The organism is Simiduia aestuariiviva (genome assembly GCF_014192475.1).
Lineage (GTDB): Bacteria > Pseudomonadota > Gammaproteobacteria > Pseudomonadales > Cellvibrionaceae > Simiduia > Simiduia aestuariiviva.
Map to the genome: position 1 here is coordinate 1,182,642 of NZ_JACHXZ010000001.1, position 23,607 is coordinate 1,206,248.

The window sequence follows — 23,607 nt, forward strand, 5'->3', positions numbered from 1 at the left end:
CGGTAACATTTACGCAGTTCAGTCGGTAATTTTGGTGTAATTTTCTGTCGTTGCTGTTCCTTATTTTTGTGTGGTCAAAGAGCCAGAGCGGAGGGGATACTGCAGATACTAGCGGGGGCGACATGAGTGGCGGGCATACGAACCATAGCCTTGACCACCCTGTTACTGCGTCGGTAAAAGGTAATCCGCCTAGCCCCATGCACATCGCCGAGATTCATGGCTAAGCGCGGCCAAAGCGCCGGCAATAGGGCGTTCTGCCCAGTTGACCACTAAGGCCAACGCTTTGAATGGCCGCACCGCAAATAGCGCGATAAGCGTACTTTCGTGGCACTGTGGTTAAATGTGAGACAATCTTATACAGCACCCAAGCAGTTGTTTATCTTTGCTCGATCACAAAGAGGCGTTTCTTTGCCCATGGAGAGGCATAGCTAATTGCTGATCCTATCCCAAGAGTGCTGAGAGAGCGACGGGGCGCGGTTGCTACCGTTGCACTGAAGCGGTTATCGCCCATGAAACTGAACGCCAGCGTTCTATCGTCTACTAAGTTGGCATCTTTATAGATGCCGGGAGTGTTCACTTGGCCAATATCAATCTGCTCGAATGTGGCGTTCGGGAAGTCAATCAGTAGTAGATGCAGGCATTCTTCATAGGGGCAGTCGTCGGATGTCACTAGCAGATATTGGTCATCGTGGAGGCGATATTGATCTTCTAGAATAATGCCTGGCACAGTAAAAGTATGCTTGGCGTCTTGCGCAGAGAGTATTGACTGTCCGTTGTCTTGAGGGATTAACGTTAGCGCGCCCGTGGGTTCCATAGCTGCCTACAGTAACTCGTTTAGTAGAGGCTTAATCTTATTTGGGGTCAGTGTAACAACTATGACCAGCCGTTAGGAAATAGAGTGGTATTCATCCAAATATCTGAGTAGGCAACGGAGTTGTTACGCCCATCCGAGCACCCTTCCCCCAAACGTATAAGAAACTGTTACGAGCATCCTACCCTTTTGTTTTACAGAGGTAGTCCCAGATAGAATTTACAAATCCAAAATTCCTATTGCCAACTCTATGATGTGTCACATGTTGATTGGCTAGATTATTTGTCAGGTTAGTCGCTGGGTTTACATGTAATAGTGAGGTATTACTGTGGATGAAAATGGTAAAAAGCATGCCGCTGAAATGTAGAACAAAGGCTACCCCGATGCTCATTGGTACAAAGAGCATAAAAATAGGCGCTGAAATGCCAATGAATGCTGCCTCAATAGGGTGCACGCTGTAAGCGCTCCACGGCGTGGTGCGAGTTGATCGGTGATGTACAGCGTGAATTTTTATTAGCCACTTAGTATGCAGTAATCTGTGAACAAAGTAAGAATAGGTTTCGTAAAAAATAATAAAAACAACTACCTGGAGCAATAATTCGATTAAATTCTCTGGCCAAACCGTGCTGTAGACCAATCGAGTGAGCAAGCTGAGTGCTGCAAAAATGCCGCAAGCGATAATGCCATAATAAATTTCGATTCGCCGCTGATTGGCTCTAGGCGCACGGTCGTCGATCCATGCCGCCATTTTTCGATCAATTAATAGATGGCTGGCTCTCTCAATGATGTAAGCACTGATGAGGTAGGCAGTAGTATTTGAAGCGAATGCAATGGTGAACGCAATTGGCCAAGGTGCAGCAATCCAATAGCGCAGTAGTTCATCGATGAGATTCATGTTGTTAAGTCTGAGTAGCTTTATATTTCAATTAATCACTGGTCTTGAAGTCCGATGCTTTGGATAACTGTCTTGCAAGGAGGCTCCATGGCCGCTACCCAGTAGGTGAGGCTCAAGGCAGCTGGTGCATGGATTTTCAGCCACTAATTTAGTTTGTCGTCATCTACGTAGGCGATTTCGCCGTTGACGATTGTTAATACACTGGTGGTATTTGGCAATTCCTCTAGTGGTACTTCAAGTATATTTTGGGAGAGTACGGCCAAGTCTGCTTGCATGCCGGTTTTAATTTGCCCCAGTTGAGCTTCTTGTTTGCCGGCATAGGCGGAACCGGAGGTATAAAGTTGTAGGGCGGAGGCGACGTCTATGCCTTCTTCGGGGCGGGCTGCGTGGATACGCGCGAACATCATATTTAAATAGGGGTTCATTGGCCCATCAGAGCCAATAGCTAGCGCAATGTTATGGTCGATTAAGGTCTTGAAGTACATGAAAGGGTGGTTTTTGGGCAAACGCTGAGTGCCAATGGCTTTATTCATAAAGTGCGAGGGATTTTGCACAACAATAATGCCTTGCTTTTTAGCGCGCTGCAGTAGCGCTGCGTTGAAACCATCGCCGTGTTCAATTCTTACCCTGTAATCAGGCCAATTGACGTCGCGCTTTTCCATTTCAGTCAGTAAGGTAGCTAAGGTTCTGTCGCCGGAGATGTGAAATAGGGGTTGCGAATTTCGCTCGATGACACCATCCAATAGTTTGCCGATATAGTCGGCACTAAAATTGATGCGCCCACGCCAGTTGGGTTGATCGAGATAGTCAACGCTAAGTGCGGCACCGCGCTCGATGGGCGTGCCATCAAGAATCCATTTTTCGCCTTGTACAATAATTTTGGGGTTGATAGTTTTCGCACTGGGTAAGTATGTATTCTTGGCTACCGAGATGTGAGGCATGGGGATTGCCGTCACTCGCACCGGCAGCTTGGCTTGTTCTAGTAATTGAAGGTATCGGTCGAATTTCAGCATTGGCATATCGTGCCAACTGGTGATGCCGAATTTTATGGCGCGCTCTGCCTGTGTTTTGAGCTGGTCGATAATTACTTCATCGCTCAGTTGGTTAACCATGGTGGCTTTCGGCACCCAGTGCGCATATTCATACAGACGCCCAGTTAACGCCCCCTTAGTGTCTTGTTCATAAAACCCACCATCATTTGCTTCGGGTAGCGCGCCTATGTTTAACCCGTTCATTGCCAGCGAATTCATGACATCGCCATGGCCATAGTAAGTTGCTAGCCAGACGGGGTGCTGTGGGGCGAGTGCGTCTAGAAAGGCGGCGTTGATGCTGGCGTCATCGATTACACGCCCACCAATGCTCACGTATAGCCACGTGCCCTTAGCAGTTTTGGCCACGGCATCTTTGATGGCCGTTGCTACTTGGTGTTTGGTTGGGTTGAGCGTGTCAAAGGACAGCCTTTTTATATTCCCTGGGCTCATTATCGAGTGATGGTGTGCATCGATAATTCCGGGGATAACCAGCTTACTCTCTACGTCAATGATGCGCGTCATTGCGGATGTATATTGCTGAATATCTTTGTTCTCGAACACGCCAACGATGATGCCGTTGTGTATGGCAATGCTATCGTGTGTTGGATGGACTTCGCCGGACACAAAAAGGCTACCGTTGGTAATAATAAGGTCGGCTGGATGGGTGTCTGACTGCGCAGAGGAAATGAATAGCGTTGCGTTTAAACCTAAAATAAACCACACAATGGCTCGCATGTAACGTTTCCTTGTTTCTATTGTTATTGGTGTTATTGGTGTTATTGGTGTTATTGGTGTTATTGGTGTTATTGGGAATAGCGGCGTGTAATCACCTGACTAGCTCAATGTTAACGCTCTTTTTTTAGGTGGCGGTTGGGCATAACGCTGCGATTATTCCAGTGGGTCTGCTATCTCGGCTCCGGCCGATGTGCCCGAGATTACGTCAGATTAGCATCTATTTGCCAGGAGTAACAAAACGGTGCGGTTTATTGAGTGCTAAAGGGCTGAGAGGCGGCGATGAGTCAGAGGTATTTGCGCAGCGTAGCTTGGATATTCTTTTAAGTGAGGCCAAAGAGCGGGAGCGCAGGGGAGGCGGGGTGTGCTAACCAGCGCGATGTTAGGCGCGATCATATAAACCAGACGACGCGTAGCCTAGAGCACGCGCTTACAGCGTTACTGAAAGACCACCCATTCTGCCCCATGCACATCGGCGAAATTTATGGCTGAGCTTGCCCTATGCATAGGGATCAGCGAATACCCTACTGGCAGTAGCCAAAGGGCCGGAAACAGGGCGTTCTGCCCAATTGACCATCCAAATCCAACCCGCTGAATGGCCGCTCCGGAAGGGCGCCTAAGGCGTGGATTCGTCGCAATGCAGATTATCCAGCGGAGCTGCTTAGGCTGTGTTCAACCTTCTAATTCTGATAGCTACAAAATTATTTGGCGTCTAAGTCATCCAATAGTGGCAGTGTCCCGTAGCACTTAAAACATGCATAACAACAGAACACATTAGGGGTGCTCATGCGTATTAACACACCAAGCCAAAACATGGGCTTTAGTGCTAAAGATATTTACGGCAATAGCTTTAGCCTTAAGAGATTGAGGGGCAAGCGCGTGTTATTGGCGTTTTTTCGTGACGCAGCCTGCCCCTTCTGCCACTTGCGCGTGTATGAAATTACCCAGAACTACCAACGCTGGAAAGAGCAAAATCTGGAGGTCGTGGCGGTATTCAGTGATACCAGTAGCCAGGTGCGCCGCTTTGTGGCCCAGCATCCTCGGCCGTTTACCATTCTCGCAGACCCCAATTTACAACTGTACAACCACTTCGGTGTAGAAACCTCGGGCGCCGCGCTCTTAAAAGCGCTGCTGTTAAAGCTACCCCGCATTGTGAAAGGCTTTTGGTTGGGCGCGAAACCCAGCAACAATCCGCACGTGACGCTGGTGCCAGCAGATTTTCTATTTAATGAGGCCGGTGTGTTAGAGCACGCATGGTATGGCAGCAATACCAGTGATCACCTGCCACTGGCTGAGATTCAGAGTTTCATTAACGAAGGGCGGAGCCGCATTTCAATTACAGCGGGCGCCCTTGCAAGTGTGGCCAAATGAGTAACTAGGGTTCATGGGGTTGGAGCAGGGGGGCAGGTTGACCCTTTGACCCGTCTCTTTGATCCCTTCCATCGATATGATCCATCGATTTGATCCATCGATCCCGCCTGCGGTGGTGCATATACGCACCATACACCATAGAAAACAATCCAACCGCAACCAAATCTATATTGGTAGACTTGGCGCAACCATTACCGTTCAAACACAAATAATTAGGAATCAACCATGAACACGGGACAACGGCTGGGCTATTTACTTTGGATCATCGCGCTACTTCCCCTGGCTGCCACTGCCAGCACCGATGAACCCACCGCAAAAGCGGAAACCGAGATCACGCAGCTTTTTCGTGGCTACATGAGTAAATACAATCATTACATTACCCGGGGCGCGCTACCGAATAAGCCCGACCTCTACGCCGACAATTTAATAGTGATGTCGTCTGCGAGGGACGCAACGAGTGTTACATCAGATGAAATGAACCGACAAGTGACCGTTTTTTTAGACTCACTGAAGTCTCAAGGGGTAAAATCGGTTACCTGGGAAAGCATCGACATTACCTTGTTGGATGGCAATCTAGCGCTGGCAAGTAATGTCGCAGTGCGTTACAACGACAACGGTGAAACCGTCAGCCGGGTGGGTGCCACCTACTTTCTAAACAAAATAAAAGACCAATGGCGCATCACGGCCTTTGCGGTTCACAACCCAGACTATCGCTGATTTTTTCACAGTACGGTTGCTAGATGATCAATTGGGATGATTACCGGGTTCTATTGGCAATACAACGCAGCACTTCATTGCGCGCCGCAGCAAAAAGCCTCGGCGTGAACCATTCTACGGTTCAGCGTCGATGCACAACCATCAATCAAAAATACGCCAGCAAGTTGATAGAGCAAACCGGTGCCAGCTATCGGTTATCCGAGCTCGGACTCGCCCTGTCTGAAACGGCAGAGAAATTAGAAAGCCTTATTCTTGAAGATGAGCGTTTGTATGCGGCCAGCCAGATTGAGCTGGCTGGCGAGATTAAATTATCTCTGCCGCCGCCGTTCCTTCAATTTTTGCTGCTTGATGACATTAACGGTTTCCGTCGAGAACACCCCGGCATCAAGCTGACGGTGCAATCGTCGTTCAAGCTTGCTGATCTTAATTTATCTGAGGCCCATGTCGTTATCAGAGTGTCGAATCATCCGGCGGAGCACTTGGTGGGCCATCGGCTGTTTCCTATTGGTGTGAACTACTATGCAAATCAAGATTACCTCAACAACACAGCGCGTCGGGACCTGCAATGGATCACCGCTCAGGTAGGGCCCGAACATAATGCTTGGATTGCCGACTCACCTTATCCCGAAGCGCCATGCCATTTATCTATTGATGACATAACCGCCCGGCACCAAGCGGCCGCCAGTGGCCACGGTATGATTCGCGGTGCAAACTACATTGCAAGTCATTTTCCCGACCTGGTTCCCCTACACAAAGCCTCCGACACGCCGTTTCAGGACGTGTGGGTGTTAACCCATCCAGACTTCATCGGTCTGCCCAGAATCAAGCGGCTGATTCAGGCTTTGGTATCTGCTCTGAAGCAGAAACGACAAGTGATTGAAGGGAATATTTAGCTTGTATTCATTAGAAATTTGGATCAGATAGGAATTTACACAATTTTACGTGCCTAGATTCTTATCTGGCACCAATTATTTTGATAATTATTATACTGACCACCAAACCTCGACCCCCAAACCTATAAATAAAGTGTCCCCGGATTACCTACCGAATTTCGCAATTTTTCTCCCATGACTTGAGCAAATTTTCAATTAAGGACATCCCCAAAGCTTTGTTTGAAGCATTTACTAGAAAATCATAGCCGCCCAACTTGAATGTCAAATAGAGTAAATCAACATCGTACAGTTTCTTAGCTGGAAATATTGAAATCTCCAATCCATCTTTAAACTCAATATCCTTAGCTGTTATATCTACCAACTTATCGGCTCCAGTGCTTTCTAAAATTGACTCGACTTTACCCGCCGCCAAATCTAATATCTCTTCTGAGTTGGAAAATCTATAGTAGGAAAGACTTTCAAGCTTCTCGGACTTCTCTAAGTCATATGGCACCGCTATAGCGCAACCGTCAATAGTTATTGTGCTCGTTTCTCGACCTTGGCACCCCAATGCAAGCAGGGTTATAGAAAAATATCCTAATAATATTCGCAAAAAATGATTGGAACGCATAGTTATACTCAATAAGACTTTCTTCATATGATAAGTAAAAGTGCGGGGACAGCCACACTAAGAAAGTGCGGGGACAGCCACACTAAGAAAGTGCGGGGACAGCCACACTAAGAAAGTGCGGGGACAGCCACACTAATAAAATGTAACCAATAAAAAACATACAATCCATACTTAATTACCGTGGGCGACATGCGGACTTCCGTGTATAAAGAAACTAAAGCCCAACCGGTGATCAAGGATGACAAAACCGCGCAAACATCTCATCAACGCTGCAAGAAAGTGCGGGGACAGCCACACTAATAAAATGTAACCAATAAAAAACATACAATCCATACTTAATTACCGTGGGCGACACGCGGACTTCCGTGTATAAAGAAACTAAAGACCAACCGGTGATCAAGGATGACAAAACCGCGCAAACATCTCATCGACGCTGCCACAACCCCTTACTACCATATCGTATCGCGCTGCGTTCGCCGAAGTTTTCTGTGCGGGATTGATAAGCAGGGTAATAACTTCGAACACCGGCGGCAATGGATTGAAGAAAAAATTCTGGCGTTGCCTCACATTTTCGCCATTCACGTGTGTGCCTATGCCGTCATGTCAAACCACTACCATTTGGTATTGGAGATAGACAAGGCGCAATCCGAGGTTTGGACCACAGAAGAAGTGATTGAACGCTGGCATCGGCTATTTAAAGGCAACCTGTTCAGCCAACGATTTATGCGGGGTGAGCCGCTATCATGTGCTGAGCGAGGTGTGCTAGACAATTGCGTTTCTGTTTGGCGCAGTCGACTGGCGGATATCAGCTGGTTTATGCGGCAAATTAACGAGCCTATCGCCCGCGAGGCCAATGCGGAGGACAACTGTACCGGACGCTTCTGGGAAGGCCGCTTTAAATCCCAGGCCCTGTTGGATGAAAAAGCCTTGACCGCCTGTATGGCCTATGTTGACCTCAATCCCATTCGCGCCAAAATGGCGAAAACCCCGGAGCAATCCCACTACACCAGTGCACAACGCCGCATTCACAAAGCTAAACGCGCTCACAACCCCAATCATTCGCAGCAACAAGCCCGGTCACTTAGACCCTTTGTCGGCAACCCAAGGCAAGATATGCCCGCGGGGCTGCCGTTTCGGTTGACGGACTATCTAGAGCTGCTGGACTGGACCGGTAAACAAGTACGCGCCAATAAGCGCGGTGCCATCTCAGCAGAATTGCCACCCATTTTGGAGCGGCTAGCTATAGATCCAAAGCACTGGCTCTACAGCGCCACGCAATTTGAAAGCCGGTTCAAGGGTTTGGTGGGCGGCGTTTATAAACTCAAGCAAGCCTGTAAAAAATTAGGCTATCAACGCACCCCCGGGCTGGGTAGCTGTCGACTTTTAAATTAAACCGCTCATATCTGCTGCTAATTTCCTTAGCTGCTCTCGGCAGGGCGTGCTAGTGCCTCTAGTATCGATATTTGGCATTTAAAATTGTATTGAAAGATATTGTCCCACTTAGATTTCTATCGAGAATGTTGAGCTTAGAAAAATCGCAGGCTATTTTACTATCGTGGCTGTCCTTTTTGTTTTGTATCGATATTTGGCATTTAAAACCGTATTGAAAGATCCTATCCCACTTAGATTTCTATCGAGCAGTCGAGCTTAGAAAAATCGCAGGCTGCTTTACTATGGTGGCTGTCCTTTTTATTCACGAGAGCGGAACTGATTGTCAGGTATGTAGGCATTGATGCCGTCTGCTTTTAGGTACTCATAATTAGCCTCATTAGCAAAGCCCGTATCGGCGGTGACAATAATCTGGTCTGCGAGAATGTCATCACTGATGCCTGTTCTTTTATAGCGCAGCTTAATTTCATCAAGAATAGGCTTTAGCGTATGGTGTTCCTGCCCTTCGCCAAAAGCTTGAGCCTCAATGATAATCTGGTGCTTTTTATCCACTGCTGCCACACCGTTGTAGCCCTGGATAGTGCCCTTGCTGGTGAGCATTTTCCCCGATTCATTATCAGTGATATTGCTCTTGATCTCTTTTGGCCGCTTAGCTTGCCCCATCCTTGGAGCTGCTGTCTTTAGGAAGTTTTGTATCCGCTCAGCGTGTTTTGCCAAGGTGTCTATGCTTTGTTCAAGCTGCTCCTTTCGCTCACGCTCTTTCGGTTTTCGCTTATCCAAGCGTTTGTGTTCCTTCATACACTGCTTAATTTGACGCTGAATTTTGTCGAGCTTGAGCGCTAGCTCGTCTAGGGTTCCGGAATGTTCTTTGGCGGCATTGGATGACATCTTACAACCATCAATGGCAATCAGTTCATGGCCCAGCAATCCCTGCTCATCGCACACCAAGAGGATTTGCTCAAAGACCGACTCGATCGCGTCTGGGTAGCTACTGACAAAACCGGCGATACTGGTAAAGTACGGCACCGTGTCACAAGACAGCGCCTTAAAGATGATGTTGTTTTCACATTCCCACTGAATATCGCGACTCGATCGCACACCTTTGTAGTAAGCAAAAAGAATCACTTTCAATAGAATGGCTGGATCATAGGCGGTACGCCCACCAGCTTCATTTTTGTATTTGTCGTAAAACGCAGATAGATCGATATGATCTTCTATCAAATGATGCAGGGTAAATTCGAAGGTGTTTGGCCGAAGTTGATCTTTGAAGTTGACCACAACCATCGCGGTTTGATCGTAGGAATACTTCTTGAAGTTTGGCATGGCTGAATTCCCTTTAGCGATGCCGAATTTTATCAAAAAACGTCGTTTTTTGGGAGTTTTTCTACAGCCTCAACGCCGCCAGCAGAGGCGCAGCTTTGCTGCGTCCTGCTGACTGGCCTTGTTACACGTACGCTGAGTTTGTACGTGCATTAATTATTTCTATAGAAGGGTTAATTTTCTCTACAAGCTCGGTAATAAACCCTTTATCTTGAGTACTCATTCTACTACCACAGATAATTTGTTTAATCTCAACATCAACATACTGCTTATTTGGCGTAAAAATCCGTTCTTCCGCTTCATACTCCCAAACGTCGAGTTTGTGACTAAGAATATCAATGGCAGAACCGGCATTAAAATTGTTTCGGCCTATACGATGTAATCCATCATATATAATGGGGCGGACCGTATATTTTGGAGAGTTGATTTCAACTCCGATAGCTACACCTTTGTGACCCTCTGCATAATGCGACCACATTAATTCATTATTTGGATCTCTGGATAATGAACAAACTCGTATTTTGTCTTTCTCACCTTTCAATACACGAGCCATATCTTCGTCAATTTTTCCATCGCTTTGACTATACAAATATCGACCTTCCATTGGATCATTGAGATCAAAATATGGAGCTGCATAAAGTCTATTCTTCAGGATTATGTCAGTGAAAAATCTAAAACCCTGAATCCCTCGATACTTATAAAGTAGCACCTAGCTCTCCCTAGTACGTGTAACGCCCGCTTCAGCCGCTTGTCGGCTGCAAGCGATTGTTAGGCAACTAATTAATTATCGCGGAACTGACCGCTCATGCTGACACCAACTGCACTCATACTTAGTTCTAGCCGTGCTTCTAAGTACACAGAAAAACGTCATCCTTCTACATTTTTCACACTTTATTGGGACTTTTTTATCAAACCAAAAACTTGACAAGAAAATTATTAAACTCGGGGGGTTAAGCAAAGTCACCATCGACCAGAATTTAAGATCTGAGTACTCTTGCAGAATATTTAGAGGCATTTGGTAAAATATAAATAAGACTACTATGAACCAAATGCTAGGCAAAAATATCCATAAAGAATGTCCAATTATGAAATGTTTCCAGAAACTCATAGCCTGCCTAACGCCGCGCTAAACCGCGCCGGCTCTTTCGGCGTCGGATTTGAGCGCCTTGTTATGAGTGGAAAGCTGACACAAGTGTGTAGCTGATTAAATACACGAACAGAGTAAAATATAACCAAAACAGTTTCAATAAAAAGACTCGATATTGCTCTACAGTGGAGTCACTATGCTGACCACGATGGATATACTTTATAAATTTAACAGTATGAGTTGGTGTGTTATTTCCAACCAAATGAGGGTTTCCCAAAGCTTTAAAGTCACTTGGACAGTGAGCCTTTAAATACTCAAACAGGCTCGATAACTTCCGGCCCCAAACAAAAAGGAGAATCACCATAATGACGAAACTAGCTAAAGCTAATAACGCTAAAGTTTCACCGATCATAGGATTCAATTACCTCATAACAGCCTTATTCAATGCCTCGGAGGCGTAATATATTGCGCCCACGAGGCATATATCCCAGAAAGCGAAAAACTTATACTTGCAGGTTTCCCAATAAAGTCAATAAGTTACAGCAGTGCTATTCCGGTGGGCGTAAAGTTTCACGCCCCCGAGGCATATATCAGCACTGACCTTTTAAATTATTTTTAAGCCTGCTTTCCACCAATCGCTCAGTCATAGCACCCAACCCCCTTGCGCAGCGGTGAACGGAAGCCAAATTAAGCAGGGCAAATGGCCAAGGATGGCCATTTGAGCGGCGTTCCGCCATGGACCTCGGTGCCACCTGACCCCAAAAACAGCAATGTAGATTTAAACGACAAACCCTTCGCCCACAAAAAAGCCGCACAAAAGCGCGGCTTTTTGTAGATCAAAAAACTTACTGACAAGCCTCACAATCCGGCTCATCAATCGAGCACGCCTTCGGCACTGCCGCTGGCCCACTCGCCTGCATGGGCGCATCACCACCGGAAGCCACCTTATTCAGGGTGCCCTGAGTCACAGTAGACTTTTCGGTAGACGTGGCCGCCAAGGCGCGCAGGTAGTAGGTGGTTTTTAAGCCACGGAACCACGCCATGCGGTAGGTCAGATCCAGCTTCTTGCCCGAGGCGCCGGCGATGTAGAGGTTCAAGCTTTGGGCTTGATCCAACCACTTTTGGCGGCGGCTGGCGGCGTCTACGATCCAGCGGGGTTCCACTTCGAAGGCGTTGGAGTAGAGCTGCTTTAAATCGTCGGGGATGCGATCGATTTGCTGCACGGAGCCCTCGTAGTATTTCAGGTCGTTAACCATCACCGAGTCCCACAGGCCGCGATCTTTTAGATCGTGCACCAGATGTGGGTTGACCACGGTGAACTCGCCCGACAGGTTCGATTTCACGTACAAGTTCTGATACGTGGGCTCGATGGACTGCGACACGCCGGTGATGTTGGCGATGGTGGCAGTGGGTGCGATGGCCATGACGTTGGAGTTGCGCATGCCGTCTTGCTGCACTTTGGCGCGCAGGCTGTTCCAATCTAAACGCTGGCTGCGATCCACTTCAATGAACTGTTCGCCACGGTTTTTCACCAGCAGTTCGATGGAGTCGATGGGCAGAATGCCTTGATCCCACAGTGAACCTTTGAACGACGAGTAGGCGCCGCGCTCGACGGCCAGCTCGCTGGAGGCCTCGATGGCGTAGTAGCTGATGGCCTCCATGGAGGTGTCGGCGAATTCCACCGCGGCGTCGCTGCCGTAGGGAATGCGCTGCTCGTACAGGGCGTCTTGGAAGCCCATCAGGCCGAGACCCACGGGGCGGTGGCGGGCGTTGGATTGCTTGGCGGTATCGACGCTGTAGTAGTTGATGTCGATAACGTTATCCAGCATGCGCACGGCGGTGCGCACGGTGGCGCGCAGTTTTTCTAGATCCAACTTGCCGTTCACGATGTGTTGCTTGAGGTTCACGGAACCCAAGTTACACACGGCGATTTCTTCGTCGGCCTTGGTGTTCAAGGTAATTTCTGTACACAGGTTAGAGGAGTGCACCACGCCTACGTGCTGTTGCGGGCTGCGCAAGTTACAGGCGTCTTTAAAGGTGATCCAGGGGTGGCCGGTTTCAAACAGCATGCCCAGCATTTTGCGCCACAGGTCGGCCGCTTTCACGGTTTTGTACAGGCGCATCTTGCCTTCGGCTGCCAGTTGCTCGTAGTGCTCGTAGCGGTCTTGGAAGGCCTGGCCAAACAGGTCGTGCAAATCGGGCACGTCGTTGGGCGAGAACAGGGTCCACTGCTTGTCTTCAAACACGCGCTTCATGAACAAGTCGGGCACCCAGTTGGCGGTGTTCATGTCGTGGGTGCGGCGGCGATCGTCACCGGTGTTTTTGCGCAGCTCAAGGAATTCTTCGATATCCATGTGCCAGGTTTCGAGGTAGGCACACACGGCGCCCTTGCGCTTGCCGCCCTGGTTCACGGCCACGGCGGTGTCGTTGGCCACTTTCAAGAAGGGCACTACACCTTGGGACTTGCCGTTGGTGCCTTTGATGTAGGCGCCCAGTGAACGCACGGGGGTCCAGTCGTTGCCCAGACCGCCGGCGAATTTTGACAGCATGGCGTTGTCTTGAATGGCGCCGTAGATGCCGTGCAGGTCGTCGGGAATGGTGGTCAGGTAGCAAGACGACAACTGTGGGCGCAGGGTGCCGGCGTTAAACAGCGTGGGCGTTGAGCTCATGTAGTCGAAGGAGGACAGCAAGCGGTAGAACTCGATGGCGCGCTCGTTTTTGTTTTCTTCTTCAATGGCCAAGCCCATGGCGACGCGCATGAAAAACAGCTGCGGCAATTCGAAGCGGGTGCCGTTGGAGTGAATGAAGTAGCGGTCGTACAGGGTTTGCAGGCCCAGGTAGGTGAACTGCAAATCGCGCTCGGCGATGATGGCTTTACCCAGTGCGTCGATATCAAAGGTGGCCAGTTCCGGGTTGATCAGCTCCAGCTCGATGCCGCGCTTGATGTAGGCGGGCAGGGCGGCGGCGTAGAGGTGCTCCATGTCGTGCTGGGTGGCGGAGGTGGCCACACCTAAGAAGGTCAGGGCCTCGGCGCGCAGCTTGTCGCACAGCAGGCGGGCGGTGGCGTAGGTGTAGTTGGGCTCTTTTTCCACCAGCGTGCGGGCGGTGATCACCAGTGAGGTGTTGACGTCTTCGAGGGTCACGCCGTCGTAGAGGTTGCGCAGGGCCTCGTCCAGAATTTCCTGATCGCTCACGTCTTTTAGGCCAGCACAGGCTTCGCTCACCACGGTGCGAATGCGGATCATATCCAGCGGTGCTTTGGTGCCGTCGGGCAGGGTGACATTGATGCTTGGCAACTGCGTGTCGGCCGCGGCATCACCGGCGGGCTTTTTAGCGGCGCGGGCGCGGGCGTGTTCTTCGCGGTATAGAACATAGTCGCGCGCCACCTTGTGATCCCCGGAGCGCATCAGCGCCAGCTCGACCTGATCTTGAATCTCTTCAATGTGGATGGTGCCGCCCGAGGGCATGCGACGGGTAAAAACAGCCGCCACCATTTGGGTGAGGCTCTTTACCGATTCGCGGATGCGCGAAGAGGCCGCGGCAGTGCCGCCTTCAACGGCCAAAAAGGCCTTGGTGACCGCCACTTCGATTTTGGAGGTATCGAAGGGCACCACGGTGCCGTTGCGCTTAATGACGCGAATCTTGCCGGGCGCCGTGGCGCTGACGGTAGACTGGCTGGTGGTGGTTGGTGCAGCAGCAGGTTGGCTGGCGCTGGTGTCGGTCTCGGTGTGCATGAACGTCTCCGCGTTTCTGGTGAGTGGGTAACCCGTGGGCTGGCCCGGGGCTATCTACTGTGTTGTAAAAATTACGTTAGGTCTGTGTGTACTTAATTAATTGGTGCTTATTTATTTGTGCTAAATCGTCTGTGCTTTATCGTCTGTTTTGGTGCATCCGCTCTGGGCCATCTGTTCCCGAGCGTTACGGGCTTGCCATGCTTCCCACGTTTACCATGGCCACTGGCACTTGATGGGCGGGCCTTGGGGCCAGGTTGCTGGCGTTCTGGGCCGTTCTGCACAGTTACCGACGCGAATGACCGAACCGCAGGCAGCTGCCATCGGGCAAAAGCATGCCGACGGGCCAGTGCGGGTGGGCTAGCGCCTGAAAATGTCTCGCTTGGGTCAAAAACGCATCTGCCATGAACGTCCCCAGTCCTTCGTTGTTGGTGCGTGTCCCTCTGCGCGGCAAAGATTATTCGAACTCAGTTTGCTCACAAAGGGCGCTAAACCGTCATTGGCTCGGCGCGACACACGAACAGCTGGTTGGCTGGCCCTCAACGCTGCGCACGGGGCGCAAGGGTTGCCATGAACCGCTTGGCCTAGTAGGCCGCACCAGATCACTTAGCCCTATATATTGGGGTTTGCCTGAATTGCGGTACAAGATAATGCGGTTTAGGGCGTAATGCAAGCTCACTGTGCTGGGGGTAGCTTGTGGATAAAATGTGGGTAATTGAGGAGGTCAGTAACCACTAATCGGCCAGTGCCGGCGAGGCAGGCGTTGGTGTTTTGGCAGCCCCTGTGGGCACCCGTCGTGTATAGTTATACCTTTTTGTTCTATGACAATTGGCCACTGCCGAGGTGCCCTTTGGCTTGGGTGTCATTGGGGCGAGTTTGGTGGGTAAGAGGGAAATATCGCGTGGAAAATGAACGGAAAGGGTCGCAGCAGGGTGTCGCGCGCATTGTCAAAGCGACGCGTTATTCGTGGCAGGGCTTTAAGGCGAGCTGGCAAACCGAGGCGGCATTTCGCGAGGAGGCGCTGTTGGCTGCGGTGCTCTTGCCTCTGGCGGTGTGGCTGGATGTCACCACCGTCGAGCGGGTGCTGCTGATTGCCGCCGTGTTGTTGGTGTTGGTGGTGGAGTTGATCAACAGTGCCTTGGAGGCGGTGGTGGACCGCGTGGGGCTGCAGCACCACGCCCTGTCGGGCAAGGCCAAAGACGCGGGATCGGCGGCGGTGTTCACCACCTTGACCATTGCCATTTTTACCTGGGTGTTGATCGTCGGCGAGCGCTATTTTTGGTAGCGGTAAAGGCAAAGGAACACACTGTGGGAGTGGCCGTGAGCGCGACGGTCACTGTCGCGCCCAGTTCGTTGCCTGTTTGAGTGCCTGTTAAATGCCAGTGGCCAGTGGCCAGTGGCCAGCGCGAGGCGCTAGCGGCTGCCCAATAAAAATAACATTAATGCCTTTTGCGCGTGCATGCGGTTTTCGGCTTGGTCCCACACTTTGCTGATGTGCGGGTCTTCCAGTAATTCCGCAGACACTTCCTCTTCTCTGTGCGCGGGCAGGCAGTGCAAAAAGATGGCGTCGCTGGCGGCCTTGGCCATGAGCGCGTGGTCAACCTTAAAGTCTTTGAAGGCGCGCATGCGAATCTGTTGTTCTTCCTCTTGGCCCATTGAGGCCCACACATCGGTGGTGACCATGTGCGCACCGGCCACGGCCGCGGTGGGGTCGTTAAAAATTTGCACCTGATTGCCCGCGTTGGCGAGAAATTCGGCGTTGGGTTCATAGCCCGGTGGGCAGGCGATGTGCAAGGTGAAGCCAAACTTTAGCGCGGCATTGATGTAGGACTGGCACATGTTGTTGCCATCGCCCACCCAGGCCACGGTTTTGCCGGCAATGGGGCCGCGGTGTTCGGTGAAGGTTTGCACGTCGGCGAGCAGCTGACAGGGGTGCAGTTTGTCGGTGAGAGCGTTGATAACCGGCACCGACGAATACTGCGCAAAGCGCTCCAAGCCCTCGTGGGCAAAGGTGCGAATCATAACGATGTCCACCATGCGCGAGAGCACGCGCGCGGTGTCTTCGATGGGTTCGCCGCGCCCCAGCTGGGTGTCCCGTGGCGATAGAAAAATGGCGCTGCCGCCCAATTGCGCCATGCCCGCTTCAAATGACACGCGGGTGCGGGTGGAGGATTTTTCGAAAATCATGCCCAGCACTTTGCCTGTCAGTGGGCGCGGTCCCTTACCTTCGCGGTGCAAGGTGCGCAGCTCTGAGGCGTGCGCAATAACGTGGTTAAGTTCCTCGGTGCTGAGGTCGTCCAGTGATAAAAAATGTCTGCAACTCATGGTCTTAGTTTCTAGTTTTGTGTGTGACTCTCCGGGCGCAGGCAATCCTGCGCCAGAGCGTGTTGTGGGCCGACCTCTGTGTGCCTTGGCCCGCGAATTCAGGCGGCGGGGCTAAAGTTTTTCACCAGTTCGATCACGCCCTCGCACAACTCGGTAAAATCCTCGTCGTTAATATTGAGCGTGGGCAGCAGCCGCAAGGTATTGCCGGCGGTGACGTTGAGCAGCAGGCCACGCGCGCGCGCCAGGCCCACCAACTCGCCACAGGGTGCGTTGAGCTCGACGCCCACCATCAGGCCCTTGCCGCGAATATCCACAACCTGCGGCAGGTCGGCCACCGCCGTGCTCAGGCGTTGCAGCAGCTCTGCCCCGCGATTGGCGGCCAAGGTGATGCAGCCCTCGCGCTCGAGTGTGTCGAGCACCGCCAGTGCCACTGTGCAGGCCAGCGGATTGCCGCCAAAGGTGGTGCCGTGATTGCCCGCCTGCAGCACCTTGGCGGCGGCGCCGCGCGCGAGGCAGGCGCCAATGGGAAAGCCGTTGCCCAAACCCTTGGCGGTGGTGACCACATCGGGCAGGATTCCGTTGTGTTGGTAGGCGAAAAATTTTCCGGTGCGGCCGTTGCCCGTTTGTATTTCGTCGAGCATGAGCAGCCAACCCCGGGCGTCACACAACTGGCGCAATTGATTTAAATAATCCGGCGCGGGCACGTGCACGCCGCCTTCACCCTGAATGGGTTCCACCAATACCGCCACAATTTGATCGTTGTGGGCGAGCGCGGCCACCGCTGCGGGATCGTCGTAGGGCACGCGCACAAAACCTTCTACTAAGGGCGCAAAGCCCGCTTGCACTTTGCTGTTGCCGGTGGCCGACAGGGCGCCCATGGTGCGGCCGTGGAAGCTGTGTTCCATCACGACGATGGTGGGGCAGGTTTTGCCCTGTTCATTGCCCCACTTGCGCGCCAGTTTGATCGCCGCTTCGTTGGCCTCGGTGCCGGAGTTACAGAAAAATGCGTTGTCCATGCCCGCAAGCTGCACCAGTTTTTCAGCGAGTTTTTCTTGCGCGGGAATGTTGTACAGATTGGAGGTGTGCACCAAGGTGTCGGCTTGGGTGGCGATGGCTTCGGTGATGGCGGGGTGACAGTGACCCAGCCCGCACACGGCAATGCCTGAAATGCCATCCAAGTAGGCGTTGCCCGCGTCGTCCCACACGCGTGCGCCGCGGCCCTTCACCAAGGTTAAGGTTCGGTCGCCGTAGTTGTTCATCAATGCCGCTGTGGTCATCGCCGCTAATCCTTTGATATGTAAGGGCTTTAAATAAAAAACCGCAGAATCTGCGGTTTGTGTATAGCTAAAGTGCAGAATATTCTATTTATAGCCGGTGCACTTGGCAAGGGTTGCTGCCCGTTATTTCTGTGCACCGCGCCGTGCGCGCGCCAATTACGATAGCAGGGACGCGTAATCGGATTCCAATTGTTGAAAGTTTAGCCCGGCAATGAAGCGGCTGAAGCTGAGCCACGCGGCCAATCCTTTCAGGTCGGCAAAGTGCGGCGGCACGAACTTGGGCGGCACGATGATGCCCTCTTGCATCAGTTGCACCACGGTGGGCATGTCTTCCAACTGGATTTTGCCCACAAACAACAGGGGCAGTTTGTCGAGCTTGCCCTGGGCCACGGCCAGCCGCATGAAGTTAAAGGTTTGCACAAAGCCTTTCATGTAGGCGATGTCTTTGGTGAAGGGTTTGCCGGTGGGCGTGCTGCCGCGGAACACGCGGCTGGCGATCTGATAGCTGTCGTCTTCCGACAATTCCTTTTCGCGCAGGTAGTTGTAGACCTCGATAAAATCGGCGCCATCTTCGGCCAAGGTCACCGCCCGCACGCGGTTGATGAGTTTGTACAGGCGCGTGGGCGTCGAGCGCAGGGTAATGATTTCCGTTAATACCGCGAGCCCTTCTTGGGTCACGGTGGAGGAGGGCTGGCCCTTGCCTAAGAAGGTGCAATAGGGCTGCGCCATGCCGTTCAGCGTGGTGCCCAGATGCACCCATCCCTCGTGGGCTTCGAGCACGTCGATGTCGTTGTTGTTGAGCAGCGCGCCCTTGCGGATTTTGATGTAGTCGGTGCCGGCGGCGGCGTCGGCAGTGATGCCGTCGCTGATCATCACGCGGATGCCGTCGTTGGGAAAGACCTGCCCCATGCGCGCGTTGAGTTCGGCCACGGCCGCCTCGGCGTCGATGTTTTTGGGGTCTTCTTGCATAGACGTGTGTTTCAGGAGACTGACCAGGGTGGCCTCCATGTTGGTGCCCAGTTGGGCCACGGTGGGATCGCCGGCGTGGAACACGTCGGACGCAGAACCGTAGAGCTCTTGGGACAAATCGCCGAATTCATCGGTGCCGCGCGCCTCTAGCATGCGCACCACCATTTGGTATTCGCGGCAGGCGCGTCGCATCATGCCCGTGACGGGGCTCAGTTGGCCGAGCTGGCGATTGATGTCGCGCTCTATGTTGTGAAACTCTTTGCGCTTGTCGTGCGGGTCGAAGCCGAGCGGCGTTTTGTCGTAGTAATTGTGGGCAATCTGCGGCAGCTGTTGCCCGCGGCTGGCGAAGAACTGGCGTTTGATGTCGGCATCCCACTTGATAGCGTCCAGAATGCGAATGGGTTTTTGGGCTTCGACAATGCGGTTGGACAGGTCTTTTACCGTCGCGAGGTACTCGGGTGTAGCAGCCATGAATAGTCCTTGGTGGCGAGTGCAAAAAAAGGCCGTTGTGCAGTAACTGTATAGCAGCTTGTGCTTCGAAAATAGCGGGCCGTAGCGAAAGCGGGTGTGCTTGGGGTAGAATGCGCGCCAATACCTGAGCGCGTCACTCGGAATTGCGGCGCGTTCAATTGGCATCACAGGCTTAGAAGTGGGGGTTATCTGTGGACACTATCGAAACGATCAAGCAACAAATTAGCGAAAACACCATCATCTTATACATGAAGGGTTCGCCCAATGCGCCCCAGTGTGGTTTCTCGCAACGCGCATCGCAGGCCATCATGGCGTGTGGCCAGCGCTTTGCCTATGTGGACATTTTGTCCAACCCAGAGATTCGCAGTGAGCTGCCAAAATACGCCAACTGGCCAACTTTCCCGCAGTTGTGGGTGAAGGGCGAGTTGATCGGCGGTTGCGACATCATCACCGAGATGCATACCAAGGGTGAATTGAAGCCCTTGTTGGACGAAGCCTCTAGCTAAGGCGCGTCATAGTGAGCAAAGCCCCGAATGGGGCTTTTTTTTCGCCTGCGATTTCACTTTGGTTGGAAATTAACTTTAGTTATATAAACAGCGTCAAATAATCTTAGACTTTATAACGGGGCTATTTTATGTTGCTGCCTTTCCCTGCAACCCCGTGTGTTTGTGCCCTATGGTGAATTTGTTTGCGTATTCCGAGACGCTGTCGCTGCTGCTAGTGACGGGGCTCTTGCTGTGGATGCTCTACGCCTTTGTGCGCGAACAATTCAGCCCCGATGTGGTGGTGGGCATCGCCGTTGCCGTGCTGCTGGTGACGGGGCTGCTGGAAAGCAAAGAGGTGCTGGGGGTACTCAGCAATAACGCCCCTGCGACCATCGCCTGTATGTTTATTTTGTCGGCGGCGCTCGAGCGCACCGGCTGTGTGGATTGGTTGGCCAATCGCATCATGGCGGCGTCTGGCACTAGCCCCCGGCAGGCGCTGTTGGTGTTGATGTTGTCGGCCATGGCCATGTCGGCGTTTATCAACAACACGCCGGTGGTGGCCATTTTTACGCCGGTGGCCATCGCGCTGGCGGCCAGCCGCAATATCAAGCCCTCGAAACTGTTGATTCCGCTGTCCTACGCCACCATTTTGGGCGGCACCATGACCATGATTGGTACCTCCACCAACATTTTGGCCGATGGCGTGGCGCGCGACTACGGCATGACGCCGTTTTCCATGTTTGAAATTACCGCGCTGGGCCTGGGCATGGCGTTGGTGGGGGTGACCTTTATCGTGCTGTTTTCGCACCGGCTGTTGCCGGACCGGGAAACCCTGTCGAATCAGCTGCGTATGAGCGGTGAGCGCACCTTCATGACCGACCTGATGGTGCCGCACAATTCACCCATGATCGGTAAAACCATTGGCGAGGCCGACTTAAACGGCAACAGCGGCAATCAGGTGTTGCGCATTTTTCGCGGCGATGAAGAGTTGACCGAGCCGGCGCGCAGCACGGTGTTGCAGTCGGGCGATCGATTGATTCTGCACACCAACATGCAAGATGTGGTGGAGTTGCGTGAAAACGGGCTGCTGGAATTTACCGCCAATGGCGACGATAAATTTGAAACCATCACCACCCGCGATGTGATTTTGGTGGAGGCCATTGTGGGTCGCAACTCGCGCTATTGCGATCGCCCCATGCGCGACCTCAACCTCACGGCCCGCTACGGCATTCACGTGCTGGCGGTGCACCGCCAAGACGAAAATATTCAGACCAATCTCGACGACCTGCAACTGCAATTTGGCGACGTCATGTTGGTGGAGGGCAGTGCCGTCCAAATTAAAAAGTTTTCTGATAACGGCGACATGATCTCGCTCAACGCGGTGCAAGAGCGCGCCTATCGGCGGGACAAGGCGCCCTTGGCTATCACCGCCGTGTTGGCGGTGATGGGTTTGGCGGCCTTTAACGTAATGCCCATCGAAGGGCTGGCCCTGGTGGCGGCGGCGGCGGTGATTATGACCGGCTGTTTGGATGTGGACGACGCCTATAAGTCGGTGGAGTGGCGCATCCTGATGATTATCCTCGGCATGCTGGCGTTTAGCCTGGCCATGTCGAAAGTGGGCTTGGTGCAATTAATTGTCGATCAGTTCTTGGTGTGGGCGCCGTTCTTGGGGCCCTGGTTAATGTTGAGCCTCATTTATTTACTGACATCGATACTGACGGAGATATTGTCCAACAACGCGGTGGCCGTCTTGGTGGTGCCCGTGGCCATTGGCCTCGCGCAGCAGATGGGTGTCGATCCTCGCCCCTTTGTAGTGGCCGTGATGTTTGCCGCCAGTGCCAGCTTTGCCACGCCCATTGGCTACCAGACCAATACCTTCGTCTATTCCGCCGGCGGCTACCGCTTTAGCGACTTCCTGCGCTTGGGGGTACCGCTCAATATCGCCATGTGGTTGGTGGGCTCTGCGGTCATTCCGCTGATCTGGTCGTTCTGATATCCCACAAGCTATAACTCTGCCGTCCGCGCTGCTGCCGTTTTCATGGCGTCGTCCATCGCCCGTCGTTCGGGTCTTCTGAGGCTTTTTTTAGTGCTGCTAGGGCGCGGCGTGGGTGGGGCTGGAAGATAAAGCGCAATATTGTTGCGATCGTTGTTGATAATGTTTCTCAAGTGCATTAACATTCGCGCCAACTTGAACCAAGACCCATTATTAAGGATGTCACCATGTTTAAACACTCTCTGTTGGCTCTGGCCGTAAGTAGTATTGCCATGAGCGCTGCCGCACAAGAACCCACCAGTGCGGAGCTGTATGAGTTGATCAAGCAGCAGCAGAAACAGATTGAAGCCCTGCAAAAGAAGTTGGAGGCCACCGACAAAAAAGTGGTGATCACCGAGCAGGATCTGGGCGCGAAAATTGAAGCCACTGCCGATGCCATTGAGCAGACGGTAGCCGGTGGTGCGGCCAGCAAGACATCCATTGGCGGTTACGGCGAGTTGCATTTGAACCGCATGAATGGCGTGAATGGAAAATCCGATAAAAATCAAATCGACTTCCATCGCTTTGTTTTGTTCTTTGGCCATCAGTTCAACAAGAGCGTGCGCTTTTATTCGGAGTTTGAGTTGGAACACGCCTTGGCTGGTGACGGCAAGCCCGGTGAGGTGGAGCTTGAGCAGGCTTACATCGAGTGGGATTACGCCGGCAACCAAAGCGTTCAGGCCGGTGTGTTTTTGATGCCTGTGGGCATTTTGAATGAAACCCACGAACCCGACACCTTTTATGGCGTTGAGCGCAACAACGTCGAGAAAAATGTGATCCCTTCAACTTGGTGGGAAGGCGGTTTGAATTTCAAAGGTGAGCTCGCCGAAGGTTGGAGCTATAACGCTGCTGTGCACTCCGGCTTGGCGATTGATGTGGACGGAGGCAAGTACAAAATTCGCGACGGCCGCAAAAAAGTCGCCAACGCGCCAGCCGATACCTTTGCCTACACCGGCCGCGTAAAATACACCGGCCTGCCCGGATTGGAATTGGCCGCCACCTTGCAATACCAAGACGATTTATTGCAGGGTCAGGGCTCAACCCTGTTAGGTGAGCGCGCCCTTGACGCCACATTGTTCGAGGCGCACGCCGTCTACCAAGTGGGTGATTTTGGTTTGCGCGCCCTCTACGCCCAGTGGGAATTGAACGACATGATCGACGCGGCGAAAGCGGGTGCCAGTGAGCAAAATGGCTGGTATGTGGAACCTAGCTACCGCATCAACGAAAACTGGGGCACCTTCGCGCGCTACAGCACATGGGATAACCAAGCGGCCGATGCGGCCAATTCAGAAAACGTCGAGTGGTCTATTGGCGCCAACTACTGGGTTGCACCCACTGCCGTGTTGAAGGTTGATTTGACGCAGCAGGAAGTGGCCGGTGGCAAGACCTACGAGGGTTTCAATCTTGGCGTTGGCTATTCCTTCTAAGGCGAGCCTAGCGGCGCAATTGATTGCGCAACCA

The 23,607-nt window shown here is 52.3% G+C and carries 17 protein-coding genes and 1 pseudogene; 8 read left to right on the plus strand and 10 right to left on the minus strand.

The features are described 5' to 3' along the window. Positions 1–376: 376 nt before the first annotated feature. The 3 genes from FHS30_RS05260 to FHS30_RS05270 all read right to left on the minus strand — a co-directional run bounded on the left by FHS30_RS05260 (position 377) and on the right by FHS30_RS05270 (position 3,472). A complete protein-coding gene (locus FHS30_RS05260) occupies positions 377–814 on the minus strand; it encodes a hypothetical protein (RefSeq protein WP_183909002.1) in 438 nt (145 codons plus the stop codon). A gap of 178 nt (positions 815–992) precedes the next feature. Then, positions 993–1,706 (minus strand): sterol desaturase family protein, encoded by a 714-nt coding sequence (locus FHS30_RS05265; protein WP_183909004.1) that lies wholly within the window; start codon positions 1,704–1,706, stop codon positions 993–995. A gap of 143 nt (positions 1,707–1,849) precedes the next feature. Continuing rightward, positions 1,850–3,472, minus strand: coding sequence for an amidohydrolase (locus FHS30_RS05270; RefSeq protein WP_183909006.1), 1,623 nt, complete (start codon positions 3,470–3,472; stop codon positions 1,850–1,852). Between the two features lie 783 nt (positions 3,473–4,255). Here FHS30_RS05270 and FHS30_RS05275 point away from each other — a divergent pair. The 3 genes from FHS30_RS05275 to FHS30_RS05285 all read left to right on the plus strand — a co-directional run bounded on the left by FHS30_RS05275 (position 4,256) and on the right by FHS30_RS05285 (position 6,450). Then, the gene (locus tag FHS30_RS05275) at positions 4,256–4,840 is read left to right on the plus strand and encodes a peroxiredoxin family protein (protein WP_183909008.1); all 585 of its coding nucleotides are present in this window, start codon (positions 4,256–4,258) and stop codon (positions 4,838–4,840) included. A 225-nt stretch (positions 4,841–5,065) separates the two neighbouring features. Beyond that, positions 5,066–5,557 (plus strand): DUF6841 family protein, encoded by a 492-nt coding sequence (locus FHS30_RS05280; RefSeq protein ID WP_183909010.1) that lies wholly within the window; start codon positions 5,066–5,068, stop codon positions 5,555–5,557. Positions 5,558–5,580: 23 nt separating this feature from the next. Next, positions 5,581–6,450 carry a LysR family transcriptional regulator gene (locus tag FHS30_RS05285; protein ID WP_183909012.1) on the plus strand — a complete coding sequence of 290 codons (870 nt, stop codon included), beginning with the start codon at positions 5,581–5,583 and terminating at the stop codon, positions 6,448–6,450. A gap of 148 nt (positions 6,451–6,598) precedes the next feature. Here FHS30_RS05285 and FHS30_RS05290 read toward each other — a convergent pair whose 3' ends face one another. Then, a complete protein-coding gene (locus FHS30_RS05290; RefSeq protein ID WP_183909014.1) occupies positions 6,599–7,060 on the minus strand; it encodes a hypothetical protein in 462 nt (153 codons plus the stop codon). A 402-nt stretch (positions 7,061–7,462) separates the two neighbouring features. Here FHS30_RS05290 and FHS30_RS05295 point away from each other — a divergent pair, with 402 nt between their 5' ends. Continuing rightward, positions 7,463–8,452: a transposase gene (locus FHS30_RS05295; RefSeq protein WP_183909016.1), complete on the plus strand. Its 990-nt coding sequence runs from the start codon at positions 7,463–7,465 to the stop codon at positions 8,450–8,452. A gap of 300 nt (positions 8,453–8,752) precedes the next feature. Here the strand turns inward: FHS30_RS05295 and FHS30_RS05300 are convergent. The 3 genes and pseudogenes from FHS30_RS05300 to FHS30_RS05310 all read right to left on the minus strand — a co-directional run. Beyond that, a pseudogene (locus tag FHS30_RS05300) lies at positions 8,753–9,772 on the minus strand (transposase); the annotation flags it as partial. Positions 9,773–9,893: 121 nt separating this feature from the next. Beyond that, positions 9,894–10,478, minus strand: a complete 585-nt coding sequence (locus tag FHS30_RS05305; protein ID WP_183909018.1) for a DUF2971 domain-containing protein — start codon at positions 10,476–10,478, stop codon at positions 9,894–9,896. A 1,223-nt stretch (positions 10,479–11,701) separates the two neighbouring features. Further along, the gene (locus tag FHS30_RS05310; protein ID WP_183909020.1) at positions 11,702–14,590 is read right to left on the minus strand and encodes a ribonucleoside-diphosphate reductase subunit alpha; all 2,889 of its coding nucleotides are present in this window, start codon (positions 14,588–14,590) and stop codon (positions 11,702–11,704) included. Between the two features lie 898 nt (positions 14,591–15,488). Between FHS30_RS05310 and FHS30_RS05315 the strand changes: the two genes are divergently transcribed. Continuing rightward, on the plus strand, positions 15,489–15,872 hold the full coding sequence (locus FHS30_RS05315; RefSeq protein ID WP_183909023.1) for a diacylglycerol kinase: 384 nt from the start codon (positions 15,489–15,491) through the stop codon (positions 15,870–15,872). A 128-nt stretch (positions 15,873–16,000) separates the two neighbouring features. Here the strand turns inward: FHS30_RS05315 and argF are convergent, their stop codons facing one another. From argF to FHS30_RS05330, 3 genes are all read right to left on the minus strand, one after another. Further along, on the minus strand, positions 16,001–16,912 hold the full coding sequence (gene argF, locus FHS30_RS05320) for an ornithine carbamoyltransferase (RefSeq protein ID WP_183909025.1): 912 nt from the start codon (positions 16,910–16,912) through the stop codon (positions 16,001–16,003). A gap of 98 nt (positions 16,913–17,010) precedes the next feature. Further along, positions 17,011–18,189, minus strand: a complete 1,179-nt coding sequence (locus FHS30_RS05325) for an acetylornithine transaminase (protein ID WP_183909027.1) — start codon at positions 18,187–18,189, stop codon at positions 17,011–17,013. Positions 18,190–18,345: 156 nt separating this feature from the next. Then, a complete protein-coding gene (locus tag FHS30_RS05330) occupies positions 18,346–19,629 on the minus strand; it encodes a flavohemoglobin expression-modulating QEGLA motif protein (protein ID WP_183909029.1) in 1,284 nt (427 codons plus the stop codon). Positions 19,630–19,820: 191 nt separating this feature from the next. On the opposite strand from FHS30_RS05330, the gene grxD reads away from it, so the two are divergent. The 3 genes from grxD (at position 19,821) to FHS30_RS05345 (ending at position 23,573) form a co-directional block, all read left to right on the plus strand. Further along, the gene (gene grxD / locus FHS30_RS05335; RefSeq protein ID WP_183909031.1) at positions 19,821–20,135 is read left to right on the plus strand and encodes a Grx4 family monothiol glutaredoxin; all 315 of its coding nucleotides are present in this window, start codon (positions 19,821–19,823) and stop codon (positions 20,133–20,135) included. 169 nt (positions 20,136–20,304) lie between these two features. Next, positions 20,305–22,107, plus strand: a complete 1,803-nt coding sequence (locus tag FHS30_RS05340; protein ID WP_183909033.1) for an SLC13 family permease — start codon at positions 20,305–20,307, stop codon at positions 22,105–22,107. Positions 22,108–22,334: 227 nt separating this feature from the next. Further along, positions 22,335–23,573 carry a porin gene (locus FHS30_RS05345; RefSeq protein WP_183909035.1) on the plus strand — a complete coding sequence of 413 codons (1,239 nt, stop codon included), beginning with the start codon at positions 22,335–22,337 and terminating at the stop codon, positions 23,571–23,573. Positions 23,574–23,607 lie beyond the last annotated feature (34 nt).

Bases quoted from the DNA above. Each gene is read 5' to 3' on its own strand.
- FHS30_RS05260 (WP_183909002.1), bottom strand. From the start codon at position 814: ATGGAACCCACGGGCGCGCTAACGTTAATCCCTCAAGACAACGGACAG.
- FHS30_RS05265 (WP_183909004.1), bottom strand. From the start codon at position 1,706: ATGAATCTCATCGATGAACTACTGCGCTATTGGATTGCTGCACCTTGG.
- FHS30_RS05270 (WP_183909006.1), bottom strand. From the start codon at position 3,472: ATGCGAGCCATTGTGTGGTTTATTTTAGGTTTAAACGCAACGCTATTC.
- FHS30_RS05275 (WP_183909008.1), top strand. From the start codon at position 4,256: ATGCGTATTAACACACCAAGCCAAAACATGGGCTTTAGTGCTAAAGAT.
- FHS30_RS05280 (WP_183909010.1), top strand. From the start codon at position 5,066: ATGAACACGGGACAACGGCTGGGCTATTTACTTTGGATCATCGCGCTA.
- FHS30_RS05285 (WP_183909012.1), top strand. From the start codon at position 5,581: ATGATCAATTGGGATGATTACCGGGTTCTATTGGCAATACAACGCAGC.
- FHS30_RS05290 (WP_183909014.1), bottom strand. From the start codon at position 7,060: ATGCGTTCCAATCATTTTTTGCGAATATTATTAGGATATTTTTCTATA.
- FHS30_RS05295 (WP_183909016.1), top strand. From the start codon at position 7,463: ATGACAAAACCGCGCAAACATCTCATCGACGCTGCCACAACCCCTTAC.
- FHS30_RS05310 (WP_183909020.1), bottom strand. From the start codon at position 14,590: ATGCACACCGAGACCGACACCAGCGCCAGCCAACCTGCTGCTGCACCA.
- argF (WP_183909025.1), bottom strand. From the start codon at position 16,912: ATGAGTTGCAGACATTTTTTATCACTGGACGACCTCAGCACCGAGGAA.
- FHS30_RS05325 (WP_183909027.1), bottom strand. From the start codon at position 18,189: ATGACCACAGCGGCATTGATGAACAACTACGGCGACCGAACCTTAACC.
- FHS30_RS05330 (WP_183909029.1), bottom strand. From the start codon at position 19,629: ATGGCTGCTACACCCGAGTACCTCGCGACGGTAAAAGACCTGTCCAAC.
- FHS30_RS05340 (WP_183909033.1), top strand. From the start codon at position 20,305: ATGGTGAATTTGTTTGCGTATTCCGAGACGCTGTCGCTGCTGCTAGTG.
- FHS30_RS05345 (WP_183909035.1), top strand. From the start codon at position 22,335: ATGTTTAAACACTCTCTGTTGGCTCTGGCCGTAAGTAGTATTGCCATG.